A 25,015-nucleotide genomic window follows, 5' to 3' on the forward strand; every position below is an offset into this window, starting at 1 on the left:
TTGTAAAGGCAAATATAGTTAAATACTGTTAAAACAAACTGGGCTAATTAAACTAGCGTGTAATACTATTGTCTATTTAGTAATTAACACAGAAAAGGAAACCTTAATTTAAAACGTCATGAAAAAAATATTCTTAGTTGCTGCAATATTGATGGTTTCATTGTTCAGCATAAATGGAGCGAAAGCACAAGTTAGTTTAAACATAAATATTGGTTCACAGCCGCTTTGGGGCCCTACCGGTTATAACCATGTAGATTATTACTATCTGCCAGATATTAACGCTTATTATTATGTACCATCTGGCCAGTACATATACTTAAATAACGGTAGGTGGGTTTGGGTAAATAGTTTGCCTTCTATTTATGGCAATTTCGATTTATACAATGCTTATAAGGTTGTAATTAATAAACCAAAACCTTACCTACAAAACAACATTTATATAGCACAATATAGCAAATACAAAAATTATAGAGGCAAACAAACCGTTATAAGGGATAGCCGAGATTCTAAATATTATGTGGTTAAAGGACATCCAAATTATAACGGTAATAATAACAGGCCAAGTCGTGTTAACCAGACTTTTAGACCTGGAAACAACAATCAAAGACCAGAAAGACAAGGGAATAATAGCGGACGTGGAGAAAGAGTAAACGAGCAGCGTAGAGGAAATGAACGCCATTAATAAATTTTTGATTAATTAATTTTAAAAGAGGGGTTTCGAAAGATTTCCCTTTTTTTATATCTCTGTTACAATAGAAATTTTGGCACAGCGTTTGAATTTAAATTAGTACACACAAATACTATAGATTATGAAAAAGTTATTAATCATCTCCGCGATTGTAGGTATCGTGGCATTAACATCTAATCAATCTCACGCTCAAGTTAGTTTAAACATAAATATTGGTTCGCAACCTGCATGGGTTCCGGCTGGTTACCAAAGTGTAAACTATTATTATTTACCCGAAGTACAATCTTACTATTATGTACCACAAAGGCAGTTTGTTTATTTAAGTGGAAACCGATGGATTAGATCAAGTTATTTACCTGCAAGGTATAGACATTATGATTTAAACCACGGACGAAAAATTGTAATGTATGGCAACAGTCCTTACAGAAGCTATAATACGCACAGAATTAGATATGCTAATAATGTGCATTATACTAATACTTTTTATGGAGGTAGAGCGCCAGTGAGGTATAACAATTATAGAAACTATAGACCGGATAGACGTAACGATTATCGCGGTCATGATAATAGAAACCACGACAAACATGGAAATGATCATTTTTCGAGAGGACGTGGTGGAAGACACTAAAATAAAAAAAGAGGCTTTAGGGCCTCTTTTTTTATGCTATAATTTTTTAAAATCTATTAAGAAATTAATTGTTCTGCTTTTTCCAATACGGCTTTCAATCCTGCAGGATTTTTACCACCTGCGGTTGCGTAAAATGGCTGACCGCCTCCTCCGCCTTGAATTTCTTTGGCTAATTCTCTAACAATATTTGAAGCATTTAAGCCTTTATCTTTAATCAAATTATCTGATAGCATTACTGTAACACCTGGTTTACCATCAATTTCTGTAGTGAATACAAGAAATAAATTATCAACCAAATCTTTTACTGCAAAGGCAAGATTTTTCACTGCATCAGCGCTCGGTAAATCAATATGTGTGGCAATTAAATTTACATCATTAATTGTTTTCATATGATGAACAACCTCATGTTTAAGGTTATTTACCCTTTCATTTGTAGATTTTTCGATTTCTTTTTTAAGTTTAGCATTTTCATCCAGTAAAGCTTGTACAGAAGCCGCTAAATCTTTACTACCACTTAATAAAGTTTTTAAGTGTGCTATTTCATTATTCTGATCTAAGAAAAATTGTTCTGCTTTATCTGCGGTAATTGCTTCTATACGGCGAACGCCTGCTGCAACCGCACTTTCAGAAATAATTTTAAAAGATCCAATTTGACCAGTAGCTTTTACATGGGTACCACCGCAAAGCTCTTTGGAGAAATGATCGTCAAAAGTAATCATTCGAACAAAATCACCATATTTCTCACCAAACAGTGCGGTTACACCACTTTCAATTGCATCTTGATAGGGAACGTTTCTTTGCTCCTTAAGCTTAATATTGGCTCTAATTTTTAGATTGACAATTTGTTCTATTTGTGCAAGTTCTTCGTCAGTTACTTTTGAGAAATGAGAAAAATCGAAACGTAAATAATCTGGGTTTACCAATGAACCTTTTTGATTTACATGCTGTCCTAAAACTTGTTTTAAAGCTGCGTGCAACAAATGCGTAGCAGAATGATTATCTTCAGTTAAAATCCTTTTATCTTCATCAACAACAGCCCAAAATTTACCTTCCAAGTTATCAGGAAGAATATCCGCAAAGTGAACGGTTAGCCCGTTTTCCTTTTTTGTATCAGTTATATCTACCCAAAATTGGCGGCTATGATCTTCTAATCTTCCGGTATCTCCTACCTGACCGCCGCTTTCTGCATAAAAAGGTGTTTGGCGTAAAACGATTTGATATTGCTCCTTGCCTTTAGCTTTAACTTTACGATATTTTAAAATCTCAGTCTCAATTTCAAGATCATCGTAACCCACAAATTCGCTTTGATCGTCTGCATTTACAATAATCCAATCGCCTGTATCAATTGCAGTAGCGGCACGACTATCATCTTTCTGTTTTTTAAGCGCTTGCTCATATTCAGCTAAATCAACTGTCCAACCTTTTTCTTTTGCCATTAATTCGGTTAAATCGATAGGAAAGCCAAAAGTGTCTGATAATTCAAAGGCAAAGTTGCCTTCAATTACTTTATTGGAGGCTTGATATTTTTCAAAACGTTGTATTCCTGTAGATAATGTTCTTAGGAAAGAAACTTCCTCTTCTAAAACCACTTTTTGAACGAAATCTTGCTGTGCATATAATTCATCAAAAACACCTTTAAACTGATCGGCTAATAAAGGCACCAATTGATTTAAAAACGGTTCTTTAAAGTTAAGGAAAGTATAAGCGTAACGTACCGCACGGCGTAAAATTCTGCGGATAACATAACCAGCTTTATTATTTGAAGGCAATTGTCCATCGGCAATCACGAAAGAAATTGCCCTAATATGATCAGCCATTACACGCATTGCGATGTCAGTTTTTTCTTCTACACCATATTTAATGCCCGATTTTTGAGAAATAAACTGAATTAATGGTTGAAAAACATCTGTATCATAATTGGAAGTTTTTTCTTGTAAAACACGTACCAAACGTTCAAAACCCATTCCAGTATCCACATGTTTTGCAGGCAAACTTTGCAACGAACCATCCTTTAAACGGTTAAACTGCATAAATACATTATTCCAAATTTCAATAACTTGAGGATGATCTGCATTTACTAATGTTGCACCATCCACAGCAGATTTTTCTTCATCTGTACGGCAATCAACATGAATTTCAGAACAAGGACCGCATGGACCAGTATCACCCATTTCCCAAAAATTATCTTTTTTATTTCCAGGTAAAATATGGCTTTCATCAACATATTGTTTCCAAAGATCGTATGCTTCCTGATCTTTTTCTAACCCTTCTTTTTCATCTCCTTCAAAATAAGTTACATATAATTTATCCTTCGGTATTTTGTAAACTTCGGTTAATAATTCCCAGCTCCATGCAATGGCTTCTTTTTTAAAGTAATCGCCAAAGCTCCAGTTGCCCAGCATTTCAAACATGGTGTGGTGGTAAGTATCAATTCCTACCTCTTCCAAATCGTTATGCTTGCCAGAAACACGTAAACAGCGTTGAGTATCCACAACACGTTTATATTTTATCGGAGCTTCTCCTAAGAAAAGATCCTTAAACTGGTTCATACCCGCATTGGTAAACATTAAAGTAGGGTCATTTTTAACCACAATTGGCGCGGATGAAACAATATGGTGTTGCTTTTGTTCAAAAAAACTAAGGAATGCTTGTCTGATCTCTTTTGCTGTCATTACATATAATATTGAGCCAACAAAATTAAAATTTTATTGCGTTAATCAGGAAAAATCAAGCTACATTTGAATACTTTAATTAATCGATATAAATCACTCATAATCAATCACAAGTTATGCCGTATAAAGAAAGAGACATTAATAAAATGTATTATACTATGGGCGAAGTGACTGAAATGTTTAATGTAAACGCGTCACAAATCCGTTTTTACGAAAAAGAATTTGATATTCTTCAGCCTAAAAAAAACAAAAAAGGTAACCGTCTGTTCACACCTGAAGACATTGAAAACCTTAAAATAATTTTTAATCTTGTTGATGAAAAAGGTTTTACTTTAAAAGGTGCAAAAGACTATCTAAAGAATAACAAGGGTGATGTTAAAGAGAATCAAAAAATTATTGATTCATTAGAAAAGCTTAAAGGATTTCTTGTAAATCTATCTCAAGAACTATAAAGTAATATTTATTATACAAAAACTAAATATTTTACTTACATTTAGAGTCTAAACAAATCACTCTATATTCTTCTCGTCCCGGTTAACGCCTGCTCATGAAAATATATAGTTTTTTGTTGATACTTTTATCAACTAGTTCTCTTTTTGCACAAAATAATCTAGGTCCTCGGCTAACAGCCATGGGCAATAATGGAGCTTCTACAACGGATATATGGTCTTTACAGGCTAATCCAGCCGGCATAACTGGTATAGTTTCCCCAACGATTTCATTAAATTACATTAAACATCTTTTTAGTAATGACGTTTCTACGCAAGCGTTAGCGGTTGTAATTCCTTTAAAGAAAAATTTTGTAGGCTTAAGTTTTCAACGCTATGGCTTTTCTGCGTACAGTGAAATGAAAATTGGCTTCGCATATGCAAAGAAATTTCATAATAACTTAGCCATAGCTTTAAACATCAATTACTTTCAATTAAAAATTATTAATTATGGGGCTTCCAATGGGTTCTCTGTAGATATTGGTTTACTTTATCATCTTAATGAGCAACTCACATTAGGCGCTTTTGTTAGCAACCCCTCTAGGCAAAAATACGGTAGTAAAGAAATTGAGGCAAAAATTCCTTCTAATTTAAATATAGGAGCTACTTATAAAACGTCTGATAAACTTTTAATTGCTTCTACCATCACTAAAATTTTAAAAGAGCCAATTGATGTAAAAGTTGGTCTAGATTATAAAATCCTAAATATTTTAAGCTTACGGGCAGGTTTAAGCATTAAACCATTTAAGCAATATGCTGGATTTGGAATTAGCTACAAAAAAATGTTAATAGATATGGCTACAGCTTACGATCCAAATCTTGGTTACGCACCTCAAATCGCTATTGGCTATGCATTTTAAAAAATTAATACTTGCTCCACTCCTGTTATGTTTCAGCTTTTCATATGCGCAAACAACGGAGCAATCTACTATAATTCATGATATTATAGAAAGTGTTGCTGAAAATTTACCAGATGATTATGATCTTTCAGAACTGACAGAAGTTTTATCTCGGCTGAGTAAGCACCCAATAAATCTGAATAAAACTAATCCTGAAGAGTTAAAAGCTTTCGTATTTCTATCTCCATTACAAATCAGTAATTTTTTCGTTTATTTTAAGGAAAATGGAAACCTTGTTGATGTTTTGGAACTGCAGGCGATAGATGGATTTGATATTAAAACTGTTCAAAATATACTTCCATTTGTAACACTAGTTGGAAATGGTGAATATGAAAAACTGAGTTTTAACAACATGGTTAAACTAGGTGAGAATGACTTAATAACAAGATTTGGCACGACATTAGAAAAACAAAAGGGCTTTACTGATTTACCTGGAAATAGGTATCTAGGATCCCCAGAAAAGCTCCAATTTCGTTATCGATATAATTATAGTACTATCGCTTCTGCAGCAATTACACTGGAAAAGGATGCCGGCGAAAAAACTATTGGTAAACCTGTTGATTTTTTATCTGGAGGCATTGCGTTATTTAAACTTGGAAGGATCAAAAAAGTTGTTTTAGGAGATTATGCGCTACAATTTGGGCAAGGATTAACTTTATGGTCTGGATTTGCTTTTGGAAAGGGACCTGATGTAACAAGTGTGGCGAAGAAGGATTTAGGTTTAAGACCTTACACATCAACCAATGAATATTCTTTTTTTAGAGGTATCTCTGCTACAATTAATGTTTATAAAAACATTGACATTACACCTTTTGTATCTTTTAGAAAATTAGATGCCAGTCAGGATTTTGACTTAGATGGAAACTTAGTTCAATCTACCATAAATCAAACAGGTTTGCATAGAACATCAACGGAAATTGCAAACAAAAATAGTTTGAGCCAGCAAATATATGGTGCAGTTGCTCAATACAATAAGAATGAGTTGAGCATTGGTTTAATTGCTTATCAAAGTAAATACAGCAATAACTTTACTACCCAAAATGCAGTTTATGATCGTTTCAGTTTTACAGGTAACTTGTTAACCAACTTGGGTTTACATTATAATTATACATATAAAAATTTTTACTTCTTTGGTGAGGCAGCTAAAAGTTTAAATAGTGGTTTAGCCTGTATTAATGGGGCTTTATTTAGCTTATCCGCTACAGTTTCTGCAGCTGTGGTGTATCGTAATTATTCTCCAAATTATCATAACTTTTTTAATCAACCTATGGCTGAAGCTGGCGAAACAAACAATGAAAAGGGAGTTTACGCAGGCCTTAATATTATACCAAACAAACGATGGTCTTTTTCATTTTATGGAGATTATTTTCAGTTTCCGTGGTTAAAATACAGAGTTGATGCACCATCAAAAGGATATGAAATATTAGCACAGGCAATTTATACACCAACTAAAACGCTGAAGGTACTTGCTAGATATAAAACGGAGAATAAACAGCAAAATACAGATTTAGATGCGCCAATTAACTTTTTGGATGATGTTAAAAAAGAAGGTTATCGCTTGGAGTTTAATTGGCGATTGAATAAAAAAATTAGTCTTCAGCATCATGTTGAGGTTTCACAATATAAAAAAGGTGATGCTCACAGTGAATTTGGTTACCTAATTTATCAGGATGTTAGTTATGCGCCTACATTCTCAAAACTATCTGGCAATGTTAGAATTGCCTATTTCAATACTATAAGTTATAACAGCAGAATTTATGCTTATGAAGATGATGTACTGTACAGTTTTGCATTTGGAATGTACAGTGGCAAAGGCTACCGAACCTATTTAAACGTTAAATATAACCTAGGTAAAAGAACTAATTTATGGTTTAGATATGCACTGTTTTATTATAAAGATGTAAAAACTATAGGTTCTTATTTAGATGAAATTGAAGGCAATAAGAAATCCGATATAAAAATTCAAATGCGTTATCAGTTTTAAGTTATGTTTAAAGCTGAATATATTTTTGTAAGAATTTTATTTCCATTTCTATTAGGTATTGCTTTGTTCTATTTTATTCCATCTATAGAATTATTAAATACACTTGAAATTCTCGGTATGTTATTTTTTAGCATTCTACTAATTAACAACCTCGCATATAAAAAATTAAATCTCTATAAACTTAAAGGCATTACTGGGCTTTTCTTCTTTGTTTTTTTCTTCATTTTCGGAGGAGCAATTTGCTTATTAAATAATAAAAGCATAAGAAAAAACTATTTTGCGATTAGAGAATATAAATCTTTAAAGGTTCGGGTAGATGATGAGCCTAATTTAACTAATGATATTTTACGTTTTAAAGCTGTTGTTTTATCTGGTTACCAAAACCGTGAACAAATAAAGCTTACAGGAGAATTGGTTGTTGCTTTAAAGTTAGATAGCCTTAATCCTATTAAATTGAAATATGGCGATGAATTTATAGTTGCAACAAAATATGTAGAAGTTGAGCCATCTTATAACCCTGGAGAATTTAATTACAAAGCATGGCTGGCAGCTCAAAATATTTATCATCAAACCTTCGTAAACCAAAACCAGTTAATTAAAACAGGTAAAAACTCAGGAAATACGATCATTAAAATTGCACTAGATTTAAGAGAAAAGCAAATATCAAAGTATAGGAAATTAATTAAAAACGATGAAGCATTTGCAGTTGCTTCAACATTGATTTTGGGTTACAGAGCCGATTTAAGTAAAGAAACTTTAGCCGCATATTCCAAAACAGGAACAATCCATGCACTATCTGTTTCTGGCGCTCATGTTGCTATTATTTATATTGTGTTGGAATTTCTGCTGGGATATTTGGATCGAAAGAAAACGCTGAAAAGCATTAAATTTATTTTAATCTGTACGCTAATTTGGGCTTATGCGCTGATTACTGGTTTATCACCATCAGTTGTTCGTTCAGCTATTATGATTACAATTTTCATAACGGCAAAAACGTATTCAAGAGATAAAAACAGCTATAATATTTTAGCCTTTGCTGCATTTTGCCAACTAATTTATAATCCATTCTTAGTTTGGGATGTAGGCTTTCAGCTTTCCTATTTAGCAGTTTTTGGATTAATATATCTCCAACCAAAAATTTATGGTTTATTTTTTATTAAAAATAAATGGGTAGATAAATTATGGAATTTCACCGCTTTGTCTTTGTCGGCACAACTGGTTACTTTTCCTTTAAGTATTTATTATTTCCACCAATTTCCTGTTTATTTTCTCCTTGGAAATTTATTTATTACGCTTCCACTCGTTTTAATGATGTATTTAGGCATCTTAATATTAATACCGGGTTTCAGCTTTCTTGCTATCATATTTGAATGGCTTATAAATTTTACCAATCAAACGCTAAAATGGATTTCGGGTTTGCCACTTTCAACGTTTTCATCTATCTGGTTAACTTTACCTGAATTTATTTTGCTCAGTTTGGTTCTTGCTTTATTCATTTATGGCATTTTTCATTTCAATAAAAAGATACTTTTTTCTGCATTTATGTTTTTTATAGCTTATCAAATTCTCGTTGTTTTTGATGATGTAAAAGCACTAAATCAGCGGCAAATAATTTTCTTTAGCTTACGCAAAAACTACGCAGTAGCATTTATTGAAGGTAGAAATGCCATTTTATTAACCGATTTAAGCAAAAAAGATAAAAACTATCAATTTTTTGTAGATCCAGCATTGCAACAATTGCAAATCGATAAGCTAAATTTCATTAATCTTAAATCCGATACTATTTTCAAAAATTTCATAATAAAGAACCAACAGATTGTTTTTTATAAGTACAAGATTTTGGTGGTAGATGAAACGTTAAATTATAAATTGATTAATGGTCAATTAAATTTTTCTAGTATTTGGTTACATCAAAATACAAAGTTTAAGTTAGAAAAGTTAAAGCCATCTATCAAGTTCCAAAATATTTTAGTTGATGCAAGCAATAAAGATTACAAGATTAACATGTTTAAAATTTTTGCAAAAAATAATAAGTTAGACATTCATATTTTAAAGAAAAATAAAGCATATTTGGTCGATTTAAGACCCTAAAGCGAATTAAATCATTTTAAAACCCTAACCAATACCATATGGATGATTTAGTTTTGTATCAGGTTTCAGATCGTATAGCAACGATTACGATTAATAGACCAGAAAAACGTAACGCACTAAACCCTGCGTTAATTTTGGCTTTAACTGAAGCTTTTATCCGTGCTTCAGAGGACGATTTGGTTAAGGTAATTGTTTTAAAAGCAAATGGAGATGCTTTTAGTGCTGGTGCAGATTTAGAATACTTGCAACAGTTGCAAAATAATTCATTCGAGGAAAATGTTGCAGATACCAACAACCTTAAAAAGCTTTTCACAACAATCTATTATCTCCCTAAAATTGTGATAGCTCAAGTTGAAGGCCATGCAATTGCTGGTGGTTGTGGTTTGGCTACAGTTTGCGATATTATTTTTGCAACCCCAGAGAGTAATTTTGGTTATACTGAGGTTAAAATTGGTTTTGTGCCAGCAATTGTATCTTGTTTTTTAATGCGTAAAGTGAATGAAACTATTGCTAAAGAAATTTTATTAACAGGAAAAACGTTTAAAGCGGAGCAAGCACTGCATTATAAATTGATAAATTTTGTAACATCTTCAACAGAAATTCATCTTAAAGTACAAGAATTTGCATTAAGTTTGTGTAAAGATAGCTCAGGCAATTCTTTAATGATTACGAAACAATTAATTACGCAAACCACAAATCCCCTATTTGAAAAAAGTCTCGAAACCGCGGTTCAAATTAATGCCCGTGTTAGAGAGAGTGATGATTTTAAAAAAGGAGTTGCCGCTTTTTTAAATAAAGAAAAAATTAACTGGTAAATTTAAATAAAACTAAAAATAAAAACATGTTCAAATCAATCAAAACAAGCGTTTTAGCTGTAATTCTAGTAAGCACTGCAGTTATTGCACATGCACAAAAGAAAATTACAGAAGGTACTATTGTATATGGAATACAGTATAAAGTTGAGGCTCCTGGAGCACCTGAAGAGCAAAAAGTTAAGTTCAGTGGCGATGTTTCTAAATTAGAAATTGAAGCTGGCCCTGCATCAATTGGTGTATTTTTAGATACTAAAAGTCAAACAGGATTAGTTTTAGTTGATGTACCTGTTGCTCAAAAACAAATTGCTGCAAAAATGACTAAAGCAGATTTAGAAGAAGCAAATGCTGCAAAGCCAAAATTTTCTGATTTCAAAGCAACTGGCGAAAAACAAGCTATTGCAGGTTATAATGCTGAAAAATATACTTTTAAGGATGAAAAAGGTGGCGCTTATGAATTGTGGGCTACTACAGAGTTAGAAACTCCTTTAAACATTATAACTTCTGAATTTAAAGATGTTAAAGGAACTGTTCTTAAATTTTCAGGTGAGAAAGCAACAATCACTATGAAATCTATTGCAGCAGATAAAGTTGGTGTACTTTCAGTTACAACTATTCCAGCAGGATATGATGAAGTTACTTATGCTGAATTAAAAGCAATGCAAGGTGGTGGTGAATAATTAACCATTTCAAATATTTTAAAGGCTTTTTAACTGCCGGCTTTTTATTTAAATTAGCCAAAAGTTAAAAAGCTTTTTTTATGACTAAAAATATATGATAAAAAAACTCCTTCTCAAATTATCAGTTATCTGCATTGCAATATGCCCGTTAATTGAATCCAAAGCACAGGGTATAAACTGGGCAAAGGATGGTAATTCTTACTACCAAATAGCTGGCGGCGAAATTATTTCGGTAACACTACCAAAAAGTGAGCGCAAAACTGTAATCTCCAGAGCTTTATTAACGCCTGCGGGGAAAGATAATTCCATTGCCGTAAAAAGTTTTAAGCTTTCTGATGATGGTACAAAAGCCTTAATTTATACCAATAGCAAAAAAGTTTGGCGTTATGAAACCCGTGGTGATTATTGGCTTGCAGATTTAACTACAAATAAAATTACCCAAATTGGAAAAGATAAGCCTGCATCTTCTCTAATGTTTGCAAAGCTTTCGCCTGATGGCAGCAAAGTAGCTTACGTGAGCAAGCATAATTTATATGTAGAAAATATTGATGGTTCTGACTCAAAAGCCTTAACAACCGATGGTACCGACAGAATGATTAACGGTACTTTTGATTGGGTTTATGAAGAAGAATTTGATTGTCGTGATGGTTTTAGATGGAGCCCTGATGGAAAATCAATTGCTTACTGGCAAATTGACGCAACTAAAATCAAAAATTTCTTGATGATTGATAACACCGATTCTATTTATTCTTTCACTGTTCCGGTAGAATATCCAAAAGTTGGCGAAAATCCTTCGGCTTGTAAAGTTGGTATAGTTGATATTGCTACAGCTAAAACAAACTGGGTTAATGTACCTGGCGATAATGTGCAGCATTATATTCCACGTATGGAATGGATTCCAAACAGCAATGAGATCATTTTACAGCAATTAAATCGTGAGCAAAATCAAAGTAAATTATTTGTTTGTAATGCGCAAACTGGAAACACCAATGTAGTTTATTCTGAAACGGATAAAGCATGGATAGATGCCAATGAAGATTGGAAATGGTTAAATGATAATAAGGAATTTACTGTTCTTACAGAAAAAGACGGATGGAAACATCTTTACAGAATTAGTAGAGATGGCAAAAAACAAACTTTGGTAACTAAAGGAAATTATGATGTAATTGATATTAAACTTATCGATGAAAAAAATAATCTAGTTTACTTTTTAGCGTCGCCAACAAATGCTACACAAAAATATCTGTATAAAACCAAGTTGGATGGAAAAGGCAAATTAGAAATGGTTACCCCTTCAATTCTTGCAGGTACACACAACTATGATATTTCTCCTAATGCAGCATTTGCCCGCCACACCTATAACAGTTCCGTAATTAGACCTGTAACCGAGTGGATGAACTTTACTACTGGCAATCCTTTTACTATGGACGGTAGCATTACTACACAATTGACAAAGCAAGGAGTTTCAAAAAACAAAGTTGAATTTTTTAAGGTTACAACCGAGGATGGTGTAGAATTAGATGGTTGGATGAAAAAACCAGATAACTTTAATCCTGATAAAAAATATCCTGTTGTATTTTATGTTTATGGAGAACCCGCTTCTCCAACAGCTTCTGATACTTATGGAGCAGGTTATAATTTCCTTTACCACGGAGATATGGCTAAAGATGGTTATATCTATATTTCAATGGATAACCGTGGTGCGCCTGTACCTAAAGGTGCAGCATGGCGCAAAAGCATCTACAAAAATATTGGTACTCTTAATATCCGCGACCAAGCAATGGCGGCTAAAAAGCTATTAGCAACCAACGCTTTTATGGATAAAGACCGTGTAGCTGTTTGGGGCTGGAGTGGTGGTGGTTCTTCTACCCTTAATTTAATGTTTCAATATCCCGAAATTTACAAAACAGGAATAGCTATTGCTGCTGTGGGAAACCAGTTAACTTACGATAATATTTATCAGGAACGTTATATGGGCACTCCTTTTCCTAGTAAAGAGGCTTATGTAAAAGGTTCTCCAATTACTTATGCAAAAAACCTAAAAGGTAATTTATTGTACATTCATGGTACTGGTGATGATAATGTACATTATCAAAATGCTGAAATGTTGATTAACGAATTGATTAAAAATAGAAAGGTTTTTCAATTAATGAGTTACCCTAATCGTACACACAGTATTAATGAAGGCGAAGGAACAAGCGAGCATTTATCATTAACTTATACCAAGTTTTTGAAAGAAAATTGCCCTCCTGGAGCAAAATAATTGTTAAATAAAAAAGCCCCTGATTCTTATAATCAGGGGCTTTTTTTATTGTCTATTTGCTTTACTTATAATTTTAAAGCTAACATAGAAACTGCTAAAGCTATTCCAAAGCTCAATAAAGTTCCGATTAGCACATATTCTGTAAGTTTAATATCGTGTGCATCTTTCAAATCACCAAAGCGGAAGATAGATTTCGCTGCTAATAAAAAACCTACAGCTTCAAAATGATTGGTGTAAATAAAAAGAAAAATTAATAAACGCTCTAAAACACCAATATACTTTCCCGCATCCTGCAGCGATTGCTGATCCTCTACCCGGTTTGATGGAATCCATTTATTGATAATTACCCGCATAATAATAGATGTAGGCATGGTTAGGAATAATAAGCAGGAGATAACCAACCAAGCTTTAGGATCGTTTAAAAAACTAATATTGATTATACCATAATAAAAAATATTCCAAACAAATAATATTGAGATGAAATGTAAAATCTGATCAACAAAAAATAATATCCTTGCATTTTTCTTTTTCTGTAAAAGGAGCTTCAAGGCATCAATAATCAAGTGAAGTACACCTATTGATAGGGCAAGTTTCCATACACTAAAACTCCAAAAAACAACAAATATTAAAACAACGTGAATGGCTATATGGAGATATAGTTTGCCTGATTTCAACTTTTTACTTTCCTTTTCCTTTACCCAGGAATTTGGTTGTAAAAAAAAGTCACCAATTAAATGTGCAAGAATAATTTTAATTAGAATAATATCCATTATTTAAATTCTGTTTGGTTTAATTTTTTACGGTATAACTTATCCATTTCTAAAATTTCATTATAATGAGCTCTTTTTAACGCCTCGCTAACGGATGATTGCGTTCTGCCGGAGATAGCAGCCAGTTCACTTTGCAAAATATTTTCATTCTCCAACGCATATTTAACCATTTCTGCAGCTACAATGCCCCAACTATCCATTGCAATTAATGAAAGTTTTAGAAGGACATTTATTTCTTCATCAAAATCGGTTGAACTAGTTTTTATTGCAAGATTTACTTTAGCTTGTTTTAAGCCATCAAAAGCAAATCCTGAGTAAATAAAGGCATCTCCGGTGGCTTCAGTGATCTTTTTGCTTTTACTTTTAATATCCCCTAAACCTATCCCCATCCTTACATCTGCAGGTTTATTAACTCTAATACAGGCTTTAATATAAGCCGAAGCTTTTATTGCATCTTCTGGTTTAACTTCTACCTGAAAACTATCTCCCCGATAAATTTCCCACTTGCTATTTTTTAAAGAAATCAATTTCAAAGCAGATTTAAGGCTAGTTAACCAACTATCTTTTATCTTTCTTGAGCCTACAATATCGCCTGTTATAATGCAAATCATACTACCAATATCCTATTTATTATTCATCTTTCCAAATTATCGGCTAATTAGCCGATATTTATGATTATCGGCTAATTAGCCGATATTTAAGATTATCGGCTAATTACCCGATATTAACCTAAAACTAAAATGTTAAATGTTTGTTTATACACCATGGCATTAATCACATTTACTAAAAGAGGTATTTATTGTAAACAGGGTAACTTTTATGTAGATCCCTGGTGGCCTGTAGATTACGCCGTTACTACGCATGGGCATAGCGATCATGTTCGATTTGGCAATAAGCATTACCTCTGTCATACCTTAACAGCGCCTATTATAAAACGTAGAATTAGTGAAGATTTAAGTGTAGAAACTTTAGCTTATGGAGAAAAAATTGTTAGAAACGGAGTTAGTATTTCTTTTTACCCTGCCGGTCATATAATTGGATCGGCGCAAGTCAAATTAGAATATAAAGGAGAAATATGTGTAATCTCTGGTGATTATAAAATAGAAGATGATGGGATAACTACACCTTTTGAACCAGTAAAATGCCATTCATTTGTATCTGAAAGCACTTTTGGATTACCTGTTTACAAATGGCAAAAGCAGGAAATTATTTTTGATGGAATCAGAAGCTGGGTTAATGATAATATCCACCAACAAAAAACCAGTGTATTAATTGCGTATAGTTTAGGTAAAGCACAGCGATTAATTAAAAATTTAAGTGGCAACGTTCCAATTTATGTACATAATAGCATTGCAAACTTAAATGAAGTAATCATCAATGCAGGGGTAAATCTACCTCAAACCATTAGAATAACACCTGAAATAACAAAGGATGATTTGCAAAAAGGAATCGTTATCGTACCACCAGTGATGAGAGACAGTCGATGGATTAAAAATTTAAGCCATCCAGTTACAGGAATTTGCTCGGGCTGGATGCAGGTTAGAGCGCATCGACGCTGGCAAAGTGCAGATGCAGGTTTTGCATTAAGCGACCATGCAGATTGGCCTGGATTAATGGAAGCTATAACAGCAACAGGAGCAGAACAGGTGTACGTTACACATGGTTTTACAGCAGCTTTTAGCCGTTTTCTAAACGATAATGGAATAGAAGCATCTGAGGTGACAACAAAATTTGGACAGGAAGATGATGAAGAAAACAAAGTGGATTTAGCCGAGCAACCAAAAAATAAATAAGCTATGAAACGTTTCTCCAAACTTATCCAGCAGCTCGAACTTAGCAATAAAACCAATGATAAAATTGCTGCCTTGGTTAATTATTTTAATTATGCTGATGATAAAGATAAGGTTTGGGTAATTGCATTATTCACTGGAAAAAAACCTAAACGACCAATAAAATCATCTTTATTAAAGTATTGGGCTATTGAAATAACTCAAACTCCAGAATGGTTGTTTACAGAAAGTTATTCAAATGTTGGAGATTTAAGCGAAACTATTGCTTTATTATTGCCCCCAGCCGAGTACACTTCTGATTTTCAACTACATAAATGGATAGAAGATCTTCATGATCTTGAAGGTAAGAACGACGAAACTAAAAAAGAATTTATATTATCTGCCTGGAATAATCTCGAAACGCAGGAACGTTTTATCTTCAATAAGTTAATTTCAGGAAACTTTAGAATTGGTGTATCTAATAAAATGCTGGTAAACGCTTTAGCTAAACAAAGCAATTTGGATAGCGCTCAAATTATGCATAGCATTATGGGCAAATGGGATCCATATGCCATTACTTTTAACGAACTTATTAACGGTGTTCATGTAAATACTGATAATTCATGGCCCTACCCTTTTTGCCTCGCGTATGCTTTGGAACAGGAACCTGAAAACCTTGGAGAAATAACCGATTGGCAGGCAGAATGGAAATGGGATGGAATTAGAGGGCAAATTGTAAAGCGGAACGGGGAATTGTTTATTTGGTCTAGAGGTGAAGAATTGGTAACAGAACAATTTCCTGAATTACATTTTTTACAAGATGTTTTACCCGATGGTATCGTATTAGATGGCGAAATACTTGCAGTACAAAATAAACAAGTTTTATCCTTTAGTACTTTACAGCAACGTTTAAATAGAAAAACAATAAATAAAAAGCAATTGGAAGATGCTCCAATAGGGTTCTTTGTTTACGACTTATTAGAGTTTGAAACTAAAGATTTTAGAGATACGCCTTTAAAAATAAGAAGAAAAAGATTAGAAGAAATTATACAAAAGTTAAATCCAGATTCACCTGTTTTACTTTCTGAAGTGATTCATTGTAAAAGCTGGGAAGAATTAGCAGAATTAAGGCAAACCTCACGATCAATTAATAGTGAAGGGATTATGCTTAAAAAATTAGATTCCAATTATCACAGTGGTCGTAAACGTGGTGATTGGTGGAAATGGAAAATTAATCCCTACACTGTTGATGCTGTTATGATTTATGCACAAAAAGGTAGTGGAAGAAGAGCTAATTTCTTTACTGATTATACCTTCGCTGTGCGGGATGGAGAAAACTTAGTAACTATTGCTAAAGCTTATTCTGGCTTAACAGATAAAGAAATTAAAGAAGTAAATTCCTTTGTAACTAAAAATGCAATTGAAAAATTTGGCCCAGTAAGAACAGTAAAACCTGAACTGGTTTTTGAAATTGCCTTTGAGGGTATTGCAGAAAGTAAAAGACATAAAGCTGGATTGGCTTTACGTTTCCCACGAATATTAAGGTGGCGAAAAGATAAAAAAGCTGATGAAATTAATACTCTAGAGGATTTACAACAGCTTTTAAAATCTACAATGCTTTAAAAACTTAGCGCCAAGCCTACACCAACATCTATAGTGCCGATATTTTGTTGAGAATTTGTTTTAGTATCAGACGATGGGTTTAGAACCACATCCTTAAAGTTTGGATTAGAACCACTATAATCGCCATGAAATTTCAATGTTAGATTGTTTCCCAATCCATAATTTAAACCAATACCTAATAAATAGGCAAAAGAAGTAGCTGAAATTGATTCTTGGTTTCCTTCAAAGCTGCCAAATCCTGGAATATTACCTCTTATTTTTAAGGATGGAGTTGAAGTACTTTGTACACCAATTGCTCCTTTTAGTTCAAAAACAAAGTTTTTACTATCATTAAGAGAAAATCCTTGAAAAAGTCCTACCAGTAATCCACCGCTTTTCCATGTGCCAGCCTCGTATGATAAACTTCCTCCAGAACCATCAGGAAGTGAATAACCATTCTTTAAACTTTGACTATCCACACCATGAATACTCCCCCTTAAAATGGCGATTGCTCCAAAATTATCCGAGAATTTATACCCATAATTGATATTTAGAAAACCTCCTATTGATGCTAATCCAGAATTTACATCATATGCATTTTTATTAGCAAAATCACCAACTGGAAAACTTGGTCCTACAGAAATACCAATAAAAGATTTTTGATTGCTTGTTTGCGCAGATAGATTAAGAACGCCAAATAAGGCGCATAGAAAAAATACTGTTTTTTTCATTACTGAGAGATTAATTAGTTCGGAACGATTACAGCACTAAAGTAATAACAGATTATCATTAAACAAAATCGTACAAAGTTTTTGTTTCTTTATTAGTAAGAATATTCACACAAAATTATTCTTACAATGTTATAAAAGGAATATGGATCAAACCAAAACCAAAGGTTATAAAAAAGTAAAGCAATGGCTGAAATCAAATCGCCGAAAGCCTTTTCAATTTCAGGAAGATGCCTGGCAATATTACCTTAATGGCTATAGCGGCTTGGTTAATGCACCTACTGGCTTTGGAAAAACTTTTTCATTATTTTTAGCAGTTGTAATTGAAGCTTTAAATGATTCTTCAGCAAAGAACAAAAAAGCAAAAGACCGTTTACAATTAATTTGGATTACCCCACTCCGCTCGCTTGCCAAAGATATAGCAAGAGCAATGCGTGAAACCTTACTTGAGCTTGAATTAGACTGGCATGTTGGCGTGAGAAATGGCGATACATCACAAGCTGAAAAATTACAACAGAAGAAATCCATGCCCGAAATTTTGCTGATAACACCAGAAAGTTTACACTTATTATTGGCACAAAAAGGTTCTTCAACTTTATTTAAAAATTTAAAATGTATTGTTGCCGATGAATGGCATGAGCTTTTAGGTAGTAAACGCGGTGTATTAGTAGAACTTGCAGTATCGAGAATAAAAGGACTGCAAAAGCTAGAAAAAAATCAATATTTGAGGGTTTGGGGAATTTCTGCTACCATTGGAAATATAGATGAAGCCTTGGATGTTTTGGAACCTAATCAAACATCAAAGCGAATTATTGTTAAAGCAGACCTTGAAAAAAAGATAATAATTAAATCGATTCTACCTGATGATATAGAAACTCTACCCTGGGCAGGACATTTGGGTTTAAAGCTAGCGTACAAACTTTTACCAATTATTGAGAAAAGTAAAACGACCTTAATTTTTATTAATACCCGTGGACAGTCAGAAATGTGGTATCAGCATCTGCTCAATCTGGAGCCAGAATTGGCTGGGAGAATAGCCATTCATCACGGATCTATTGATTTTGAACTTAGAAATTGGATTGAAGATGCCTTGCACACCGGACAGCTAAAAGCGGTGATAGCCACATCGTCTTTAGATTTAGGGGTAGATTTTAAACCAGTCGACACGGTTGTCCAAGTTGGATCTCCAAAAGGTGTAGCTCGCTTTTTACAGCGTGCAGGCCGTTCAGGGCATTCACCCAACGAAACCTCTAAAATTTATTTCCTCCCTACTCACGCTTTAGAGTTGGTTGAAGCAGCAGCGATTAAAGAAGCTGCAAAAAATAACAATATCGAAAGCCGGGAGCCTTTTATTATGGTTTTTGATACTCTAATTCAGTATTTGGTTACTTTGGCCATTGGCGATGGTTTTGATGATAAAACAATTTATGAGGAAGTTAAAAACACCCATGCTTTCAAATTAATCTTACCTGAAGAATGGAATTGGGTTATGCAATTTATTACCCATGGTGGCGATAGTTTAAGTGCTTATAATGAATTTAAAAAGGTTACCAAAGATGAAGATGGCCTTTGGAAGGTAAAAAGTAGAATGCTTGCTATGCGCCATCGCCTACATATTGGCACAATTGTAAGTGATGCCATGCTTAAAGTTAAATTTCTTTCGGGCGGCTATGTGGGGATGGTTGAAGAATATTTTGTAACTCGATTAAAAGCTGGGGATAATTTTAGGTTAGCTGGTCGTGTATTGGAATTTATCCACGTTAAAGATATGACTGTTATTGTTCGAAATAGCAAGCAAAAAAATGCCATTTCTCCCAGTTGGAACGGTGGTCGCTTACCTTTATCATCAAATTTAGGTTCCGTACTACGGAAAAAGTATAACGAAGCCCTTGATAAAAACCACGAAGATGAGGAGTTGGATGTTGTATATCCTTTATTTCTGTTGCAGGAAAAACGTTCGCACGTACCTAGAAACGATGAATTACTAATTGAATTGATAAATAATAAAGAAGGATTTCATCTTTTTGCATACCCATTTGAAGGCCGTTTAGTACATGAGGTTTTGGCTGCACTTGTAGCCTATCGTTTGAGTAAACTATTGCCAATCAGCTTTTCAATTGCCATGAATGATTATGGATTTGAATTACTAAGCGAAACAGAAATTCCTATGGATGAATCTATTGCTTATGAGGTTTTTTCGCCAAAAAATTTAACAGAAGATATAACCTTGAGCATAAATTCGACAGAAATGGCAAGAAGAAAATTTAGGGATATTGCTTGTATTTCAGGTTTGGTTTTTCAAGGTTACCCTGGCAAATATGTTGCTAATAAACATTTGCAGTCATCTGCGGGTTTGTTTTTCAATGTATTTAGTGATTATGACAAACATAATTTACTTTTGCGACAGGCTTACGACGAAGTATTTTATCAGCAATTGGAAGAGCCAAGATTAGCGGCAGCTTTACAAAGAATCCAGGAGGGAATTATTGTAATAACAAATCCTAAAAGCTTTACGCCACTCTCCTTTCCTATAAAAGTAGATAGCTTAAGAGAAAACATGAGCTCGGAAGAATTAGAACAAAGAATTGCCAGAATGAAAGCTGAATCTGAAAAAATTAAATAAATAAGAATGACGATAACGTGCCAGGGAGAAGAACTGATTTTAGATAAAGAGCGTGCTTTATATTTACCCAAATACCAACTTTTAGCTATTAGCGATTTGCATTTAGGCAAATCTGCACATTTCCGTCAGGCTGGATTACAAGTTCCTTCTACAATTTCTAACACTGATTTACAAAGATTAGGCACATTGATTGAGAAATATAAACCCACAACATTATTAACAAATGGAGATATGTTTCATCATGGCTTAAACACGGATATAGACAATTTTTATGATTGGAAAAAGCAATATCAAAATCTAAAATTTCTGCTTGTTAAAGGAAATCATGATAAACTATCCACAAATAATTACGCTGATTTAGGGATTGAAATTCATGAACCAAGTTTTTGTTTAGGCCCTTTTTGCTTTATTCATGATGTGCCAAAACACACAAGTGAAGAACTTTATTCTATTACAGGTCATGTTCATCCAGGAGTTTCTATTATTGGAAAGGCTAAACAGCGATTAAAATTCCCATGCTTTTACTTTGGAAATAAACATGCAATACTACCTGCTTTCAGCTTATTTACAGGGCTTTACAGCGTTAAACCTAAAGTAAATGAACGCATTTTTGCTGTAACTCCAGATAAAGTTATAGAAGTATAATTTATTGGTGTATATCTATAATTTGTTTTAGTTGGGAGGTTTGTACAACGCCACTTTGACGCCATACGGCTTTACCTTGTTTAAATAGAATTAAAGTTGGTACACTCTGAACGTTGTAAGCACTTGCAGCAGATTGATTTTTATCTATATCAACCTTAATAATGGATGCACTATCTCCAATCTGCGATTTCAATTGTTCCAATATTGGTTTCATCATTTTGCATGGCCCACACCATTCAGCAAAAAAATCAACCAGCACTGGCTTATCGCCATTTATTAAATCAGAAAATTTAGACATGATTTTAGTGTTTATCTTTAAACAAACAAATTTATCTTTTAGTTTGCTAAGGCAGTTACAGGCAGCTCTGCATTTAGTGCCTCAACCCAATTTTTAAAAAGCTTTTGTTCAATTTTAATAACTTCCGCTGCATGATGTTCCCAATCTGAAGAAAATTCAATTAATTGGTTCATCATTTCCTCTAAATGCCCCTCTTCTTCTAATATAATCGATTTTACGTTTACCTTGCTTTTGGTTTCGTCAAGAATCGCTTGATAAATTGGATATAATTCATCTGCTCGAACTTCAATAGCATAGGTTACAAAAAGATAAGCCGCAAACTTTAAATCATAACCTGAGAGATTAAATTCTAATTTTAAATATCTGCAAACTGCAATATCCAAAGCATGTAAATAGAATTTAGTGTGATTTGGAGAAAGTAATTCTGAATTTTTATAAGTTTTACAAATTGAATCATCAATTTTAGCAATTTGCTTCTTTAAATAGTAAGCGTGACGATGTTCTTCTGCAGCATGCTTTAAAATAATAAGATTTACATTTTCCTTATGCTCTGATGCTGAAATCTTTTTTGCACCTGCATTTTCCATATAGGATAAGGTATTTAACCATTTAGCATGCAATGTATTATCAGCAACTATTTTCTTTAAACTTAAATTAAGCATCTTCTTATAATTAGGCAAAAAAGAAGTCCATTAAAACATAATGGACTTCTTTTTTATTTTTAAATCTCTCTATTAAAATCCCAACCTTCCAGGTAATCTGCCACACGGCGAACAAACATGCCACCTAATGAACCATCCACTACCCTATGATCGTAAGATAACGACAGAAACATCATATGTCTGATGGCAATAACATCGCCATGCTCTGTTTCTAAAACTGCTGGTTTCTTTTTAATAGCCCCTACAGCTAAAATAGCTACCTGTGGTTGGTTAATAATTGGCGTACCCATTACATTACCAAATGTACCAACATTGGTTAGGGTAAATGTACCACCTTGAGTTTCGTCTGGTTTTAATTTGGAAATTCTTGCTCTAACTGCTAAATCATTAACCGCTTTAGTTAAGCCAACTAAATTAAGTTGATCGGCATTTTTAATTACCGGAACAATTAAGTTTCCACTTGGTAAAGCAGCCGCCATACCAATATTTATATCACGTTTTTTAATAATTTGAGTTCCGTTAACCGAAACATTAATCATTGGAAAATCTTTTATTGCTTTTGCAACTGCTTCAACAAAAATTGGTGTAAAGGTTATTTTCTCATTTTCACGTTTTTCGAAGCTATTCTTCACTTTATTGCGCCATAAAACCATGTTAGTTACATCAGCTTCAACAAATGAGGTTACGTGTGGTGAAGTTGTTTTACTCATTACCATATGATCGGCAATAAGTTTACGCATTCTATCCATCTCTATAATTTCATCACCGCCGCTTACGCTTGTTGTTGATGTTTTACTTGCAGCTGGTGCTGATGATTGAGGCTGAGTTGCTTGAACTTTATTTTCTGAAGTTACTGCAGTTTCTTGTTTTGGTGCCACTACAGCTGATTTTTCTCCAGTTTTACTATTAATATAATTTAGTAAATCATCTTTATTTAAACGACCATCGGCGCCCGAACCCTTTATACTATCTAATTCTTCAATAGAAATATTTTCCTGTGCGGCAATATTTTTAACCAAAGGAGAATAAAAACGTTCTGATGAATTAAAATCTACTGTGCTTTTTGCAGTGGTTAACTGATCTACGCCAGGAATTGATGCTTCTGGTTCTGTTTCTTTTATTGGAGCCGGTGCAGCTGCTGCTAGCTCAGTTGTAGAATCGTTTCCACCTTCAGTTTCTATAATTGCGATTACATCGCCCACTTGCGCAACTTCATCTTCCTTAAATAACTGCTTTACCAATTTACCAGCTACAGGAGAAGGTACTTCAGAATCAACTTTATCAGTTGCAATTTCTAAAACGGTATCGTCTAAATCAATCGTATCTCCAGGTTGTTTCACCCATTTAATCACTGTTGCTTCAGCAACGCTTTCACCCATTTTTGGTAACAATAGTTCGTATTGAGCCATATTAATTACAGTAAGTTTTTATTTGGTAACGCGACAAAAATACAGATTTTTATTGTTTACATTACGATTCTTTAAGAAGATTTAATAACATAGTTAGTGCGGATGCAGCTGATCGCTCTATGTTTTGCAAGCGTTTATTACTGAAATTAAACACTTTAGCTACTGTTTTTTGTTTGTTAGAAACTGCTATCCAAACCGTACCAACTGGCTTATCTTCTGTACCTCCATCTGGTCCGGCGATACCACTAACAGCGATAGAATAATCTGTTTTAAAATTATTTAATGCACCTTCAGCCATTTCTATAACCGTTTCTTCACTTACGGCACCATATTTTGTTAGTGTTGCTTCCTTTACACCCAAAACTGATTCCTTAAGTTCGTAAGCATAAGCTACTGCTCCACCCCAATATACGGATGAACAGCCAGGATGTTGCGTAATTAAATGTGCAATATAGCCTCCAGTGCAGCTTTCAGCGGTAGATAAGGTTAGTTTTCTCTCTTTCATTATATTCAGTATCGCTTTTTCCAAAGCAATATCTTCATCAATAACAACATAACTTTTAACCTTGGCTATTATTCGCTGTGCATAAACTTCAATTTCTGCCTTTAGCGAATCTTCATTTTCACCTTTGGCTGATAAACGTAATCGTACCTGACCTAATTTTGGTAAGTAGGCTAACTTTATATGTTTAGGTAAACTATCTTCTATTTCTTCAATTTCCTTTGCTAAAAAAGACTCGCCAATATTAGAAGTGAGAATGGTTTTATGTACAATTGATGGGAGTTTAAATCGCCCTTTAATTCTTGGCAAAATTTCATCATCCATTAAATACATCATTTCGTAAGGAACGCCAGGCATAGACACAAAAATCTTTCCGCGTTCTTCAAACCACATACAAGGCGCTGTTCCGTTTTTATTTAAGATAACTTCGCAGCCATCAGGTACATCAGCCTGCTTAATGTTTACATCAAGCATTGGGCGATTAAATTTCTTGAAGATGGATTTTATGATCTCTAATGATTCAGAATCATTCCTAAAGCCCATATTAAAATACTTTGCCAAGGTTAGCTTGGTTATATCATCCTTAGTTGGACCTAAACCACCTGTAATTAGAATAATATCTGCTCTAGTTTCCGCTTGCGCCAAAGCATCTAAAATATGCTGCTCATCATCAGAAATTGAGGTAATTTGTTTTACAGAAACGCCAATTAAATTTAATTGCTTTGCCATCCAGGCAGAGTTTGTATCAACGATCTGTCCAATCAGAATTTCATCGCCTATGGTAATAATTTCAGCTAACATA

The 25,015-nt window shown here is 33.6% G+C and carries 21 protein-coding genes; 13 read left to right on the plus strand and 8 right to left on the minus strand.

All coding sequences use genetic code 11. The features are described from left to right. The first annotated feature begins 118 nt into the window (after nt 1-118). Both EHC72_RS07965 and EHC72_RS07970 read left to right on the plus strand, forming a co-directional pair. On the plus strand, nt 119-682 hold the full coding sequence (locus tag EHC72_RS07965) for a hypothetical protein (protein ID WP_131537151.1): 564 nt from the start codon (nt 119-121) through the stop codon (nt 680-682). Between the two features lie 127 nt (nt 683-809). Continuing rightward, nucleotides 810-1,316 (plus strand): hypothetical protein, encoded by a 507-nt coding sequence (locus EHC72_RS07970; RefSeq protein ID WP_131537152.1) that lies wholly within the window; start codon nt 810-812, stop codon nt 1,314-1,316. 56 nt (nt 1,317-1,372) lie between these two features. Here EHC72_RS07970 and alaS read toward each other — a convergent pair whose 3' ends face one another. After that, complete coding sequence (gene alaS / locus EHC72_RS07975; RefSeq protein WP_131537153.1) at nt 1,373-3,988, minus strand: alanine--tRNA ligase; 2,616 nt, start codon at nt 3,986-3,988, stop codon at nt 1,373-1,375. Between the two features lie 116 nt (nt 3,989-4,104). Here alaS and EHC72_RS07980 point away from each other — a divergent pair, with 116 nt between their 5' ends. The 7 genes from EHC72_RS07980 to EHC72_RS08010 all read left to right on the plus strand — a co-directional run bounded on the left by EHC72_RS07980 (nt 4,105) and on the right by EHC72_RS08010 (nt 13,205). Then, nucleotides 4,105-4,440: a MerR family transcriptional regulator gene (locus EHC72_RS07980; protein ID WP_131537154.1), complete on the plus strand. Its 336-nt coding sequence runs from the start codon at nt 4,105-4,107 to the stop codon at nt 4,438-4,440. Nucleotides 4,441-4,535: 95 nt separating this feature from the next. Beyond that, nucleotides 4,536-5,336 carry a PorV/PorQ family protein gene (locus tag EHC72_RS07985; protein ID WP_131537155.1) on the plus strand — a complete coding sequence of 267 codons (801 nt, stop codon included), beginning with the start codon at nt 4,536-4,538 and terminating at the stop codon, nt 5,334-5,336. After that, entirely contained in the window at nt 5,326-7,359 is a 2,034-nt protein-coding gene (locus EHC72_RS07990; RefSeq protein ID WP_131537156.1) for a helix-hairpin-helix domain-containing protein, read from the plus strand. The genes EHC72_RS07985 and EHC72_RS07990 overlap by 11 nt, the downstream gene beginning before the upstream one ends. 3 nt (nt 7,360-7,362) lie before the next feature. Further along, nucleotides 7,363-9,450 (plus strand): ComEC/Rec2 family competence protein, encoded by a 2,088-nt coding sequence (locus EHC72_RS07995; protein ID WP_131537157.1) that lies wholly within the window; start codon nt 7,363-7,365, stop codon nt 9,448-9,450. Between the two features lie 38 nt (nt 9,451-9,488). Further along, on the plus strand, nt 9,489-10,265 hold the full coding sequence (locus tag EHC72_RS08000) for an enoyl-CoA hydratase/isomerase family protein (RefSeq protein ID WP_131537158.1): 777 nt from the start codon (nt 9,489-9,491) through the stop codon (nt 10,263-10,265). Nucleotides 10,266-10,291: 26 nt separating this feature from the next. Then, on the plus strand, nt 10,292-10,942 hold the full coding sequence (locus tag EHC72_RS08005) for a hypothetical protein (RefSeq protein ID WP_131537159.1): 651 nt from the start codon (nt 10,292-10,294) through the stop codon (nt 10,940-10,942). Between the two features lie 94 nt (nt 10,943-11,036). Then, entirely contained in the window at nt 11,037-13,205 is a 2,169-nt protein-coding gene (locus tag EHC72_RS08010) for a S9 family peptidase (RefSeq protein ID WP_131537160.1), read from the plus strand. Nucleotides 13,206-13,270: 65 nt separating this feature from the next. On the opposite strand, the gene EHC72_RS08015 is transcribed toward EHC72_RS08010, so the two are convergent. Beyond that, nucleotides 13,271-13,975, minus strand: coding sequence for a DUF3307 domain-containing protein (locus EHC72_RS08015; protein ID WP_131537161.1), 705 nt, complete (start codon nt 13,973-13,975; stop codon nt 13,271-13,273). Beyond that, complete coding sequence (locus EHC72_RS08020; protein WP_131537162.1) at nt 13,975-14,586, minus strand: SatD family protein; 612 nt, start codon at nt 14,584-14,586, stop codon at nt 13,975-13,977. The genes EHC72_RS08015 and EHC72_RS08020 overlap by 1 nt, the downstream gene beginning before the upstream one ends. Nucleotides 14,587-14,739: 153 nt before the next feature. Here EHC72_RS08020 and EHC72_RS08025 point away from each other — a divergent pair, with 153 nt between their 5' ends. Next, entirely contained in the window at nt 14,740-15,768 is a 1,029-nt protein-coding gene (locus EHC72_RS08025; RefSeq protein WP_131537163.1) for a ligase-associated DNA damage response exonuclease, read from the plus strand. 3 nt (nt 15,769-15,771) lie between these two features. Next, nucleotides 15,772-17,367: an ATP-dependent DNA ligase gene (locus tag EHC72_RS08030; protein ID WP_131537164.1), complete on the plus strand. Its 1,596-nt coding sequence runs from the start codon at nt 15,772-15,774 to the stop codon at nt 17,365-17,367. Here EHC72_RS08030 and EHC72_RS08035 read toward each other — a convergent pair. Then, on the minus strand, nt 17,364-18,077 hold the full coding sequence (locus tag EHC72_RS08035) for an outer membrane beta-barrel protein (protein ID WP_131537165.1): 714 nt from the start codon (nt 18,075-18,077) through the stop codon (nt 17,364-17,366). The two genes, EHC72_RS08030 and EHC72_RS08035, sit on opposite strands and share 4 nt — an antisense overlap. Nucleotides 18,078-18,219: 142 nt before the next feature. Between EHC72_RS08035 and EHC72_RS08040 the strand changes: the two genes are divergently transcribed. Then, nucleotides 18,220-20,697, plus strand: a complete 2,478-nt coding sequence (locus EHC72_RS08040; protein ID WP_131537166.1) for a ligase-associated DNA damage response DEXH box helicase — start codon at nt 18,220-18,222, stop codon at nt 20,695-20,697. Nucleotides 20,698-20,703: 6 nt separating this feature from the next. Continuing rightward, on the plus strand, nt 20,704-21,342 hold the full coding sequence (gene pdeM, locus EHC72_RS08045; protein ID WP_131537167.1) for a ligase-associated DNA damage response endonuclease PdeM: 639 nt from the start codon (nt 20,704-20,706) through the stop codon (nt 21,340-21,342). A gap of 1 nt (nt 21,343) precedes the next feature. Here the strand turns inward: pdeM and trxA are convergent, their stop codons facing one another. From trxA to EHC72_RS08065, 4 genes are all read right to left on the minus strand, one after another. Then, a complete protein-coding gene (trxA, locus tag EHC72_RS08050; protein ID WP_131537168.1) occupies nt 21,344-21,640 on the minus strand; it encodes a thioredoxin in 297 nt (98 codons plus the stop codon). 38 nt (nt 21,641-21,678) lie between these two features. After that, nucleotides 21,679-22,227, minus strand: a complete 549-nt coding sequence (locus EHC72_RS08055) for a hypothetical protein (RefSeq protein ID WP_317126342.1) — start codon at nt 22,225-22,227, stop codon at nt 21,679-21,681. Between the two features lie 134 nt (nt 22,228-22,361). Continuing rightward, nucleotides 22,362-23,711 (minus strand): dihydrolipoamide acetyltransferase family protein, encoded by a 1,350-nt coding sequence (locus tag EHC72_RS08060; protein ID WP_131537170.1) that lies wholly within the window; start codon nt 23,709-23,711, stop codon nt 22,362-22,364. 61 nt (nt 23,712-23,772) lie between these two features. After that, nucleotides 23,773-25,014 carry a competence/damage-inducible protein A gene (locus tag EHC72_RS08065; RefSeq protein WP_131537171.1) on the minus strand — a complete coding sequence of 414 codons (1,242 nt, stop codon included), beginning with the start codon at nt 25,012-25,014 and terminating at the stop codon, nt 23,773-23,775. Nucleotide 25,015 lies beyond the last annotated feature (1 nt).

The organism is Pedobacter nototheniae (genome assembly GCF_004335085.1).
Taxonomy (GTDB): Bacteria; Bacteroidota; Bacteroidia; order Sphingobacteriales; family Sphingobacteriaceae; genus Pedobacter; species Pedobacter nototheniae.

Bases quoted from the DNA above. Each gene is read 5' to 3' on its own strand.
- EHC72_RS07965 (WP_131537151.1), top strand. From the start codon at position 119: ATGAAAAAAATATTCTTAGTTGCTGCAATATTGATGGTTTCATTGTTC.
- EHC72_RS07970 (WP_131537152.1), top strand. From the start codon at position 810: ATGAAAAAGTTATTAATCATCTCCGCGATTGTAGGTATCGTGGCATTA.
- alaS (WP_131537153.1), bottom strand. From the start codon at position 3,988: ATGACAGCAAAAGAGATCAGACAAGCATTCCTTAGTTTTTTTGAACAA.
- EHC72_RS07980 (WP_131537154.1), top strand. From the start codon at position 4,105: ATGCCGTATAAAGAAAGAGACATTAATAAAATGTATTATACTATGGGC.
- EHC72_RS07985 (WP_131537155.1), top strand. From the start codon at position 4,536: ATGAAAATATATAGTTTTTTGTTGATACTTTTATCAACTAGTTCTCTT.
- EHC72_RS07990 (WP_131537156.1), top strand. From the start codon at position 5,326: ATGCATTTTAAAAAATTAATACTTGCTCCACTCCTGTTATGTTTCAGC.
- EHC72_RS07995 (WP_131537157.1), top strand. From the start codon at position 7,363: ATGTTTAAAGCTGAATATATTTTTGTAAGAATTTTATTTCCATTTCTA.
- EHC72_RS08000 (WP_131537158.1), top strand. From the start codon at position 9,489: ATGGATGATTTAGTTTTGTATCAGGTTTCAGATCGTATAGCAACGATT.
- EHC72_RS08005 (WP_131537159.1), top strand. From the start codon at position 10,292: ATGTTCAAATCAATCAAAACAAGCGTTTTAGCTGTAATTCTAGTAAGC.
- EHC72_RS08010 (WP_131537160.1), top strand. From the start codon at position 11,037: ATGATAAAAAAACTCCTTCTCAAATTATCAGTTATCTGCATTGCAATA.
- EHC72_RS08015 (WP_131537161.1), bottom strand. From the start codon at position 13,975: ATGGATATTATTCTAATTAAAATTATTCTTGCACATTTAATTGGTGAC.
- EHC72_RS08020 (WP_131537162.1), bottom strand. From the start codon at position 14,586: ATGATTTGCATTATAACAGGCGATATTGTAGGCTCAAGAAAGATAAAA.
- EHC72_RS08025 (WP_131537163.1), top strand. From the start codon at position 14,740: ATGGCATTAATCACATTTACTAAAAGAGGTATTTATTGTAAACAGGGT.
- EHC72_RS08030 (WP_131537164.1), top strand. From the start codon at position 15,772: ATGAAACGTTTCTCCAAACTTATCCAGCAGCTCGAACTTAGCAATAAA.
- EHC72_RS08035 (WP_131537165.1), bottom strand. From the start codon at position 18,077: ATGAAAAAAACAGTATTTTTTCTATGCGCCTTATTTGGCGTTCTTAAT.
- EHC72_RS08040 (WP_131537166.1), top strand. From the start codon at position 18,220: ATGGATCAAACCAAAACCAAAGGTTATAAAAAAGTAAAGCAATGGCTG.
- pdeM (WP_131537167.1), top strand. From the start codon at position 20,704: ATGACGATAACGTGCCAGGGAGAAGAACTGATTTTAGATAAAGAGCGT.
- trxA (WP_131537168.1), bottom strand. From the start codon at position 21,640: ATGTCTAAATTTTCTGATTTAATAAATGGCGATAAGCCAGTGCTGGTT.
- EHC72_RS08055 (WP_317126342.1), bottom strand. From the start codon at position 22,227: ATGGAAAATGCAGGTGCAAAAAAGATTTCAGCATCAGAGCATAAGGAA.
- EHC72_RS08060 (WP_131537170.1), bottom strand. From the start codon at position 23,711: ATGGCTCAATACGAACTATTGTTACCAAAAATGGGTGAAAGCGTTGCT.
- EHC72_RS08065 (WP_131537171.1), bottom strand. From the start codon at position 25,014: ATGTTAGCTGAAATTATTACCATAGGCGATGAAATTCTGATTGGACAG.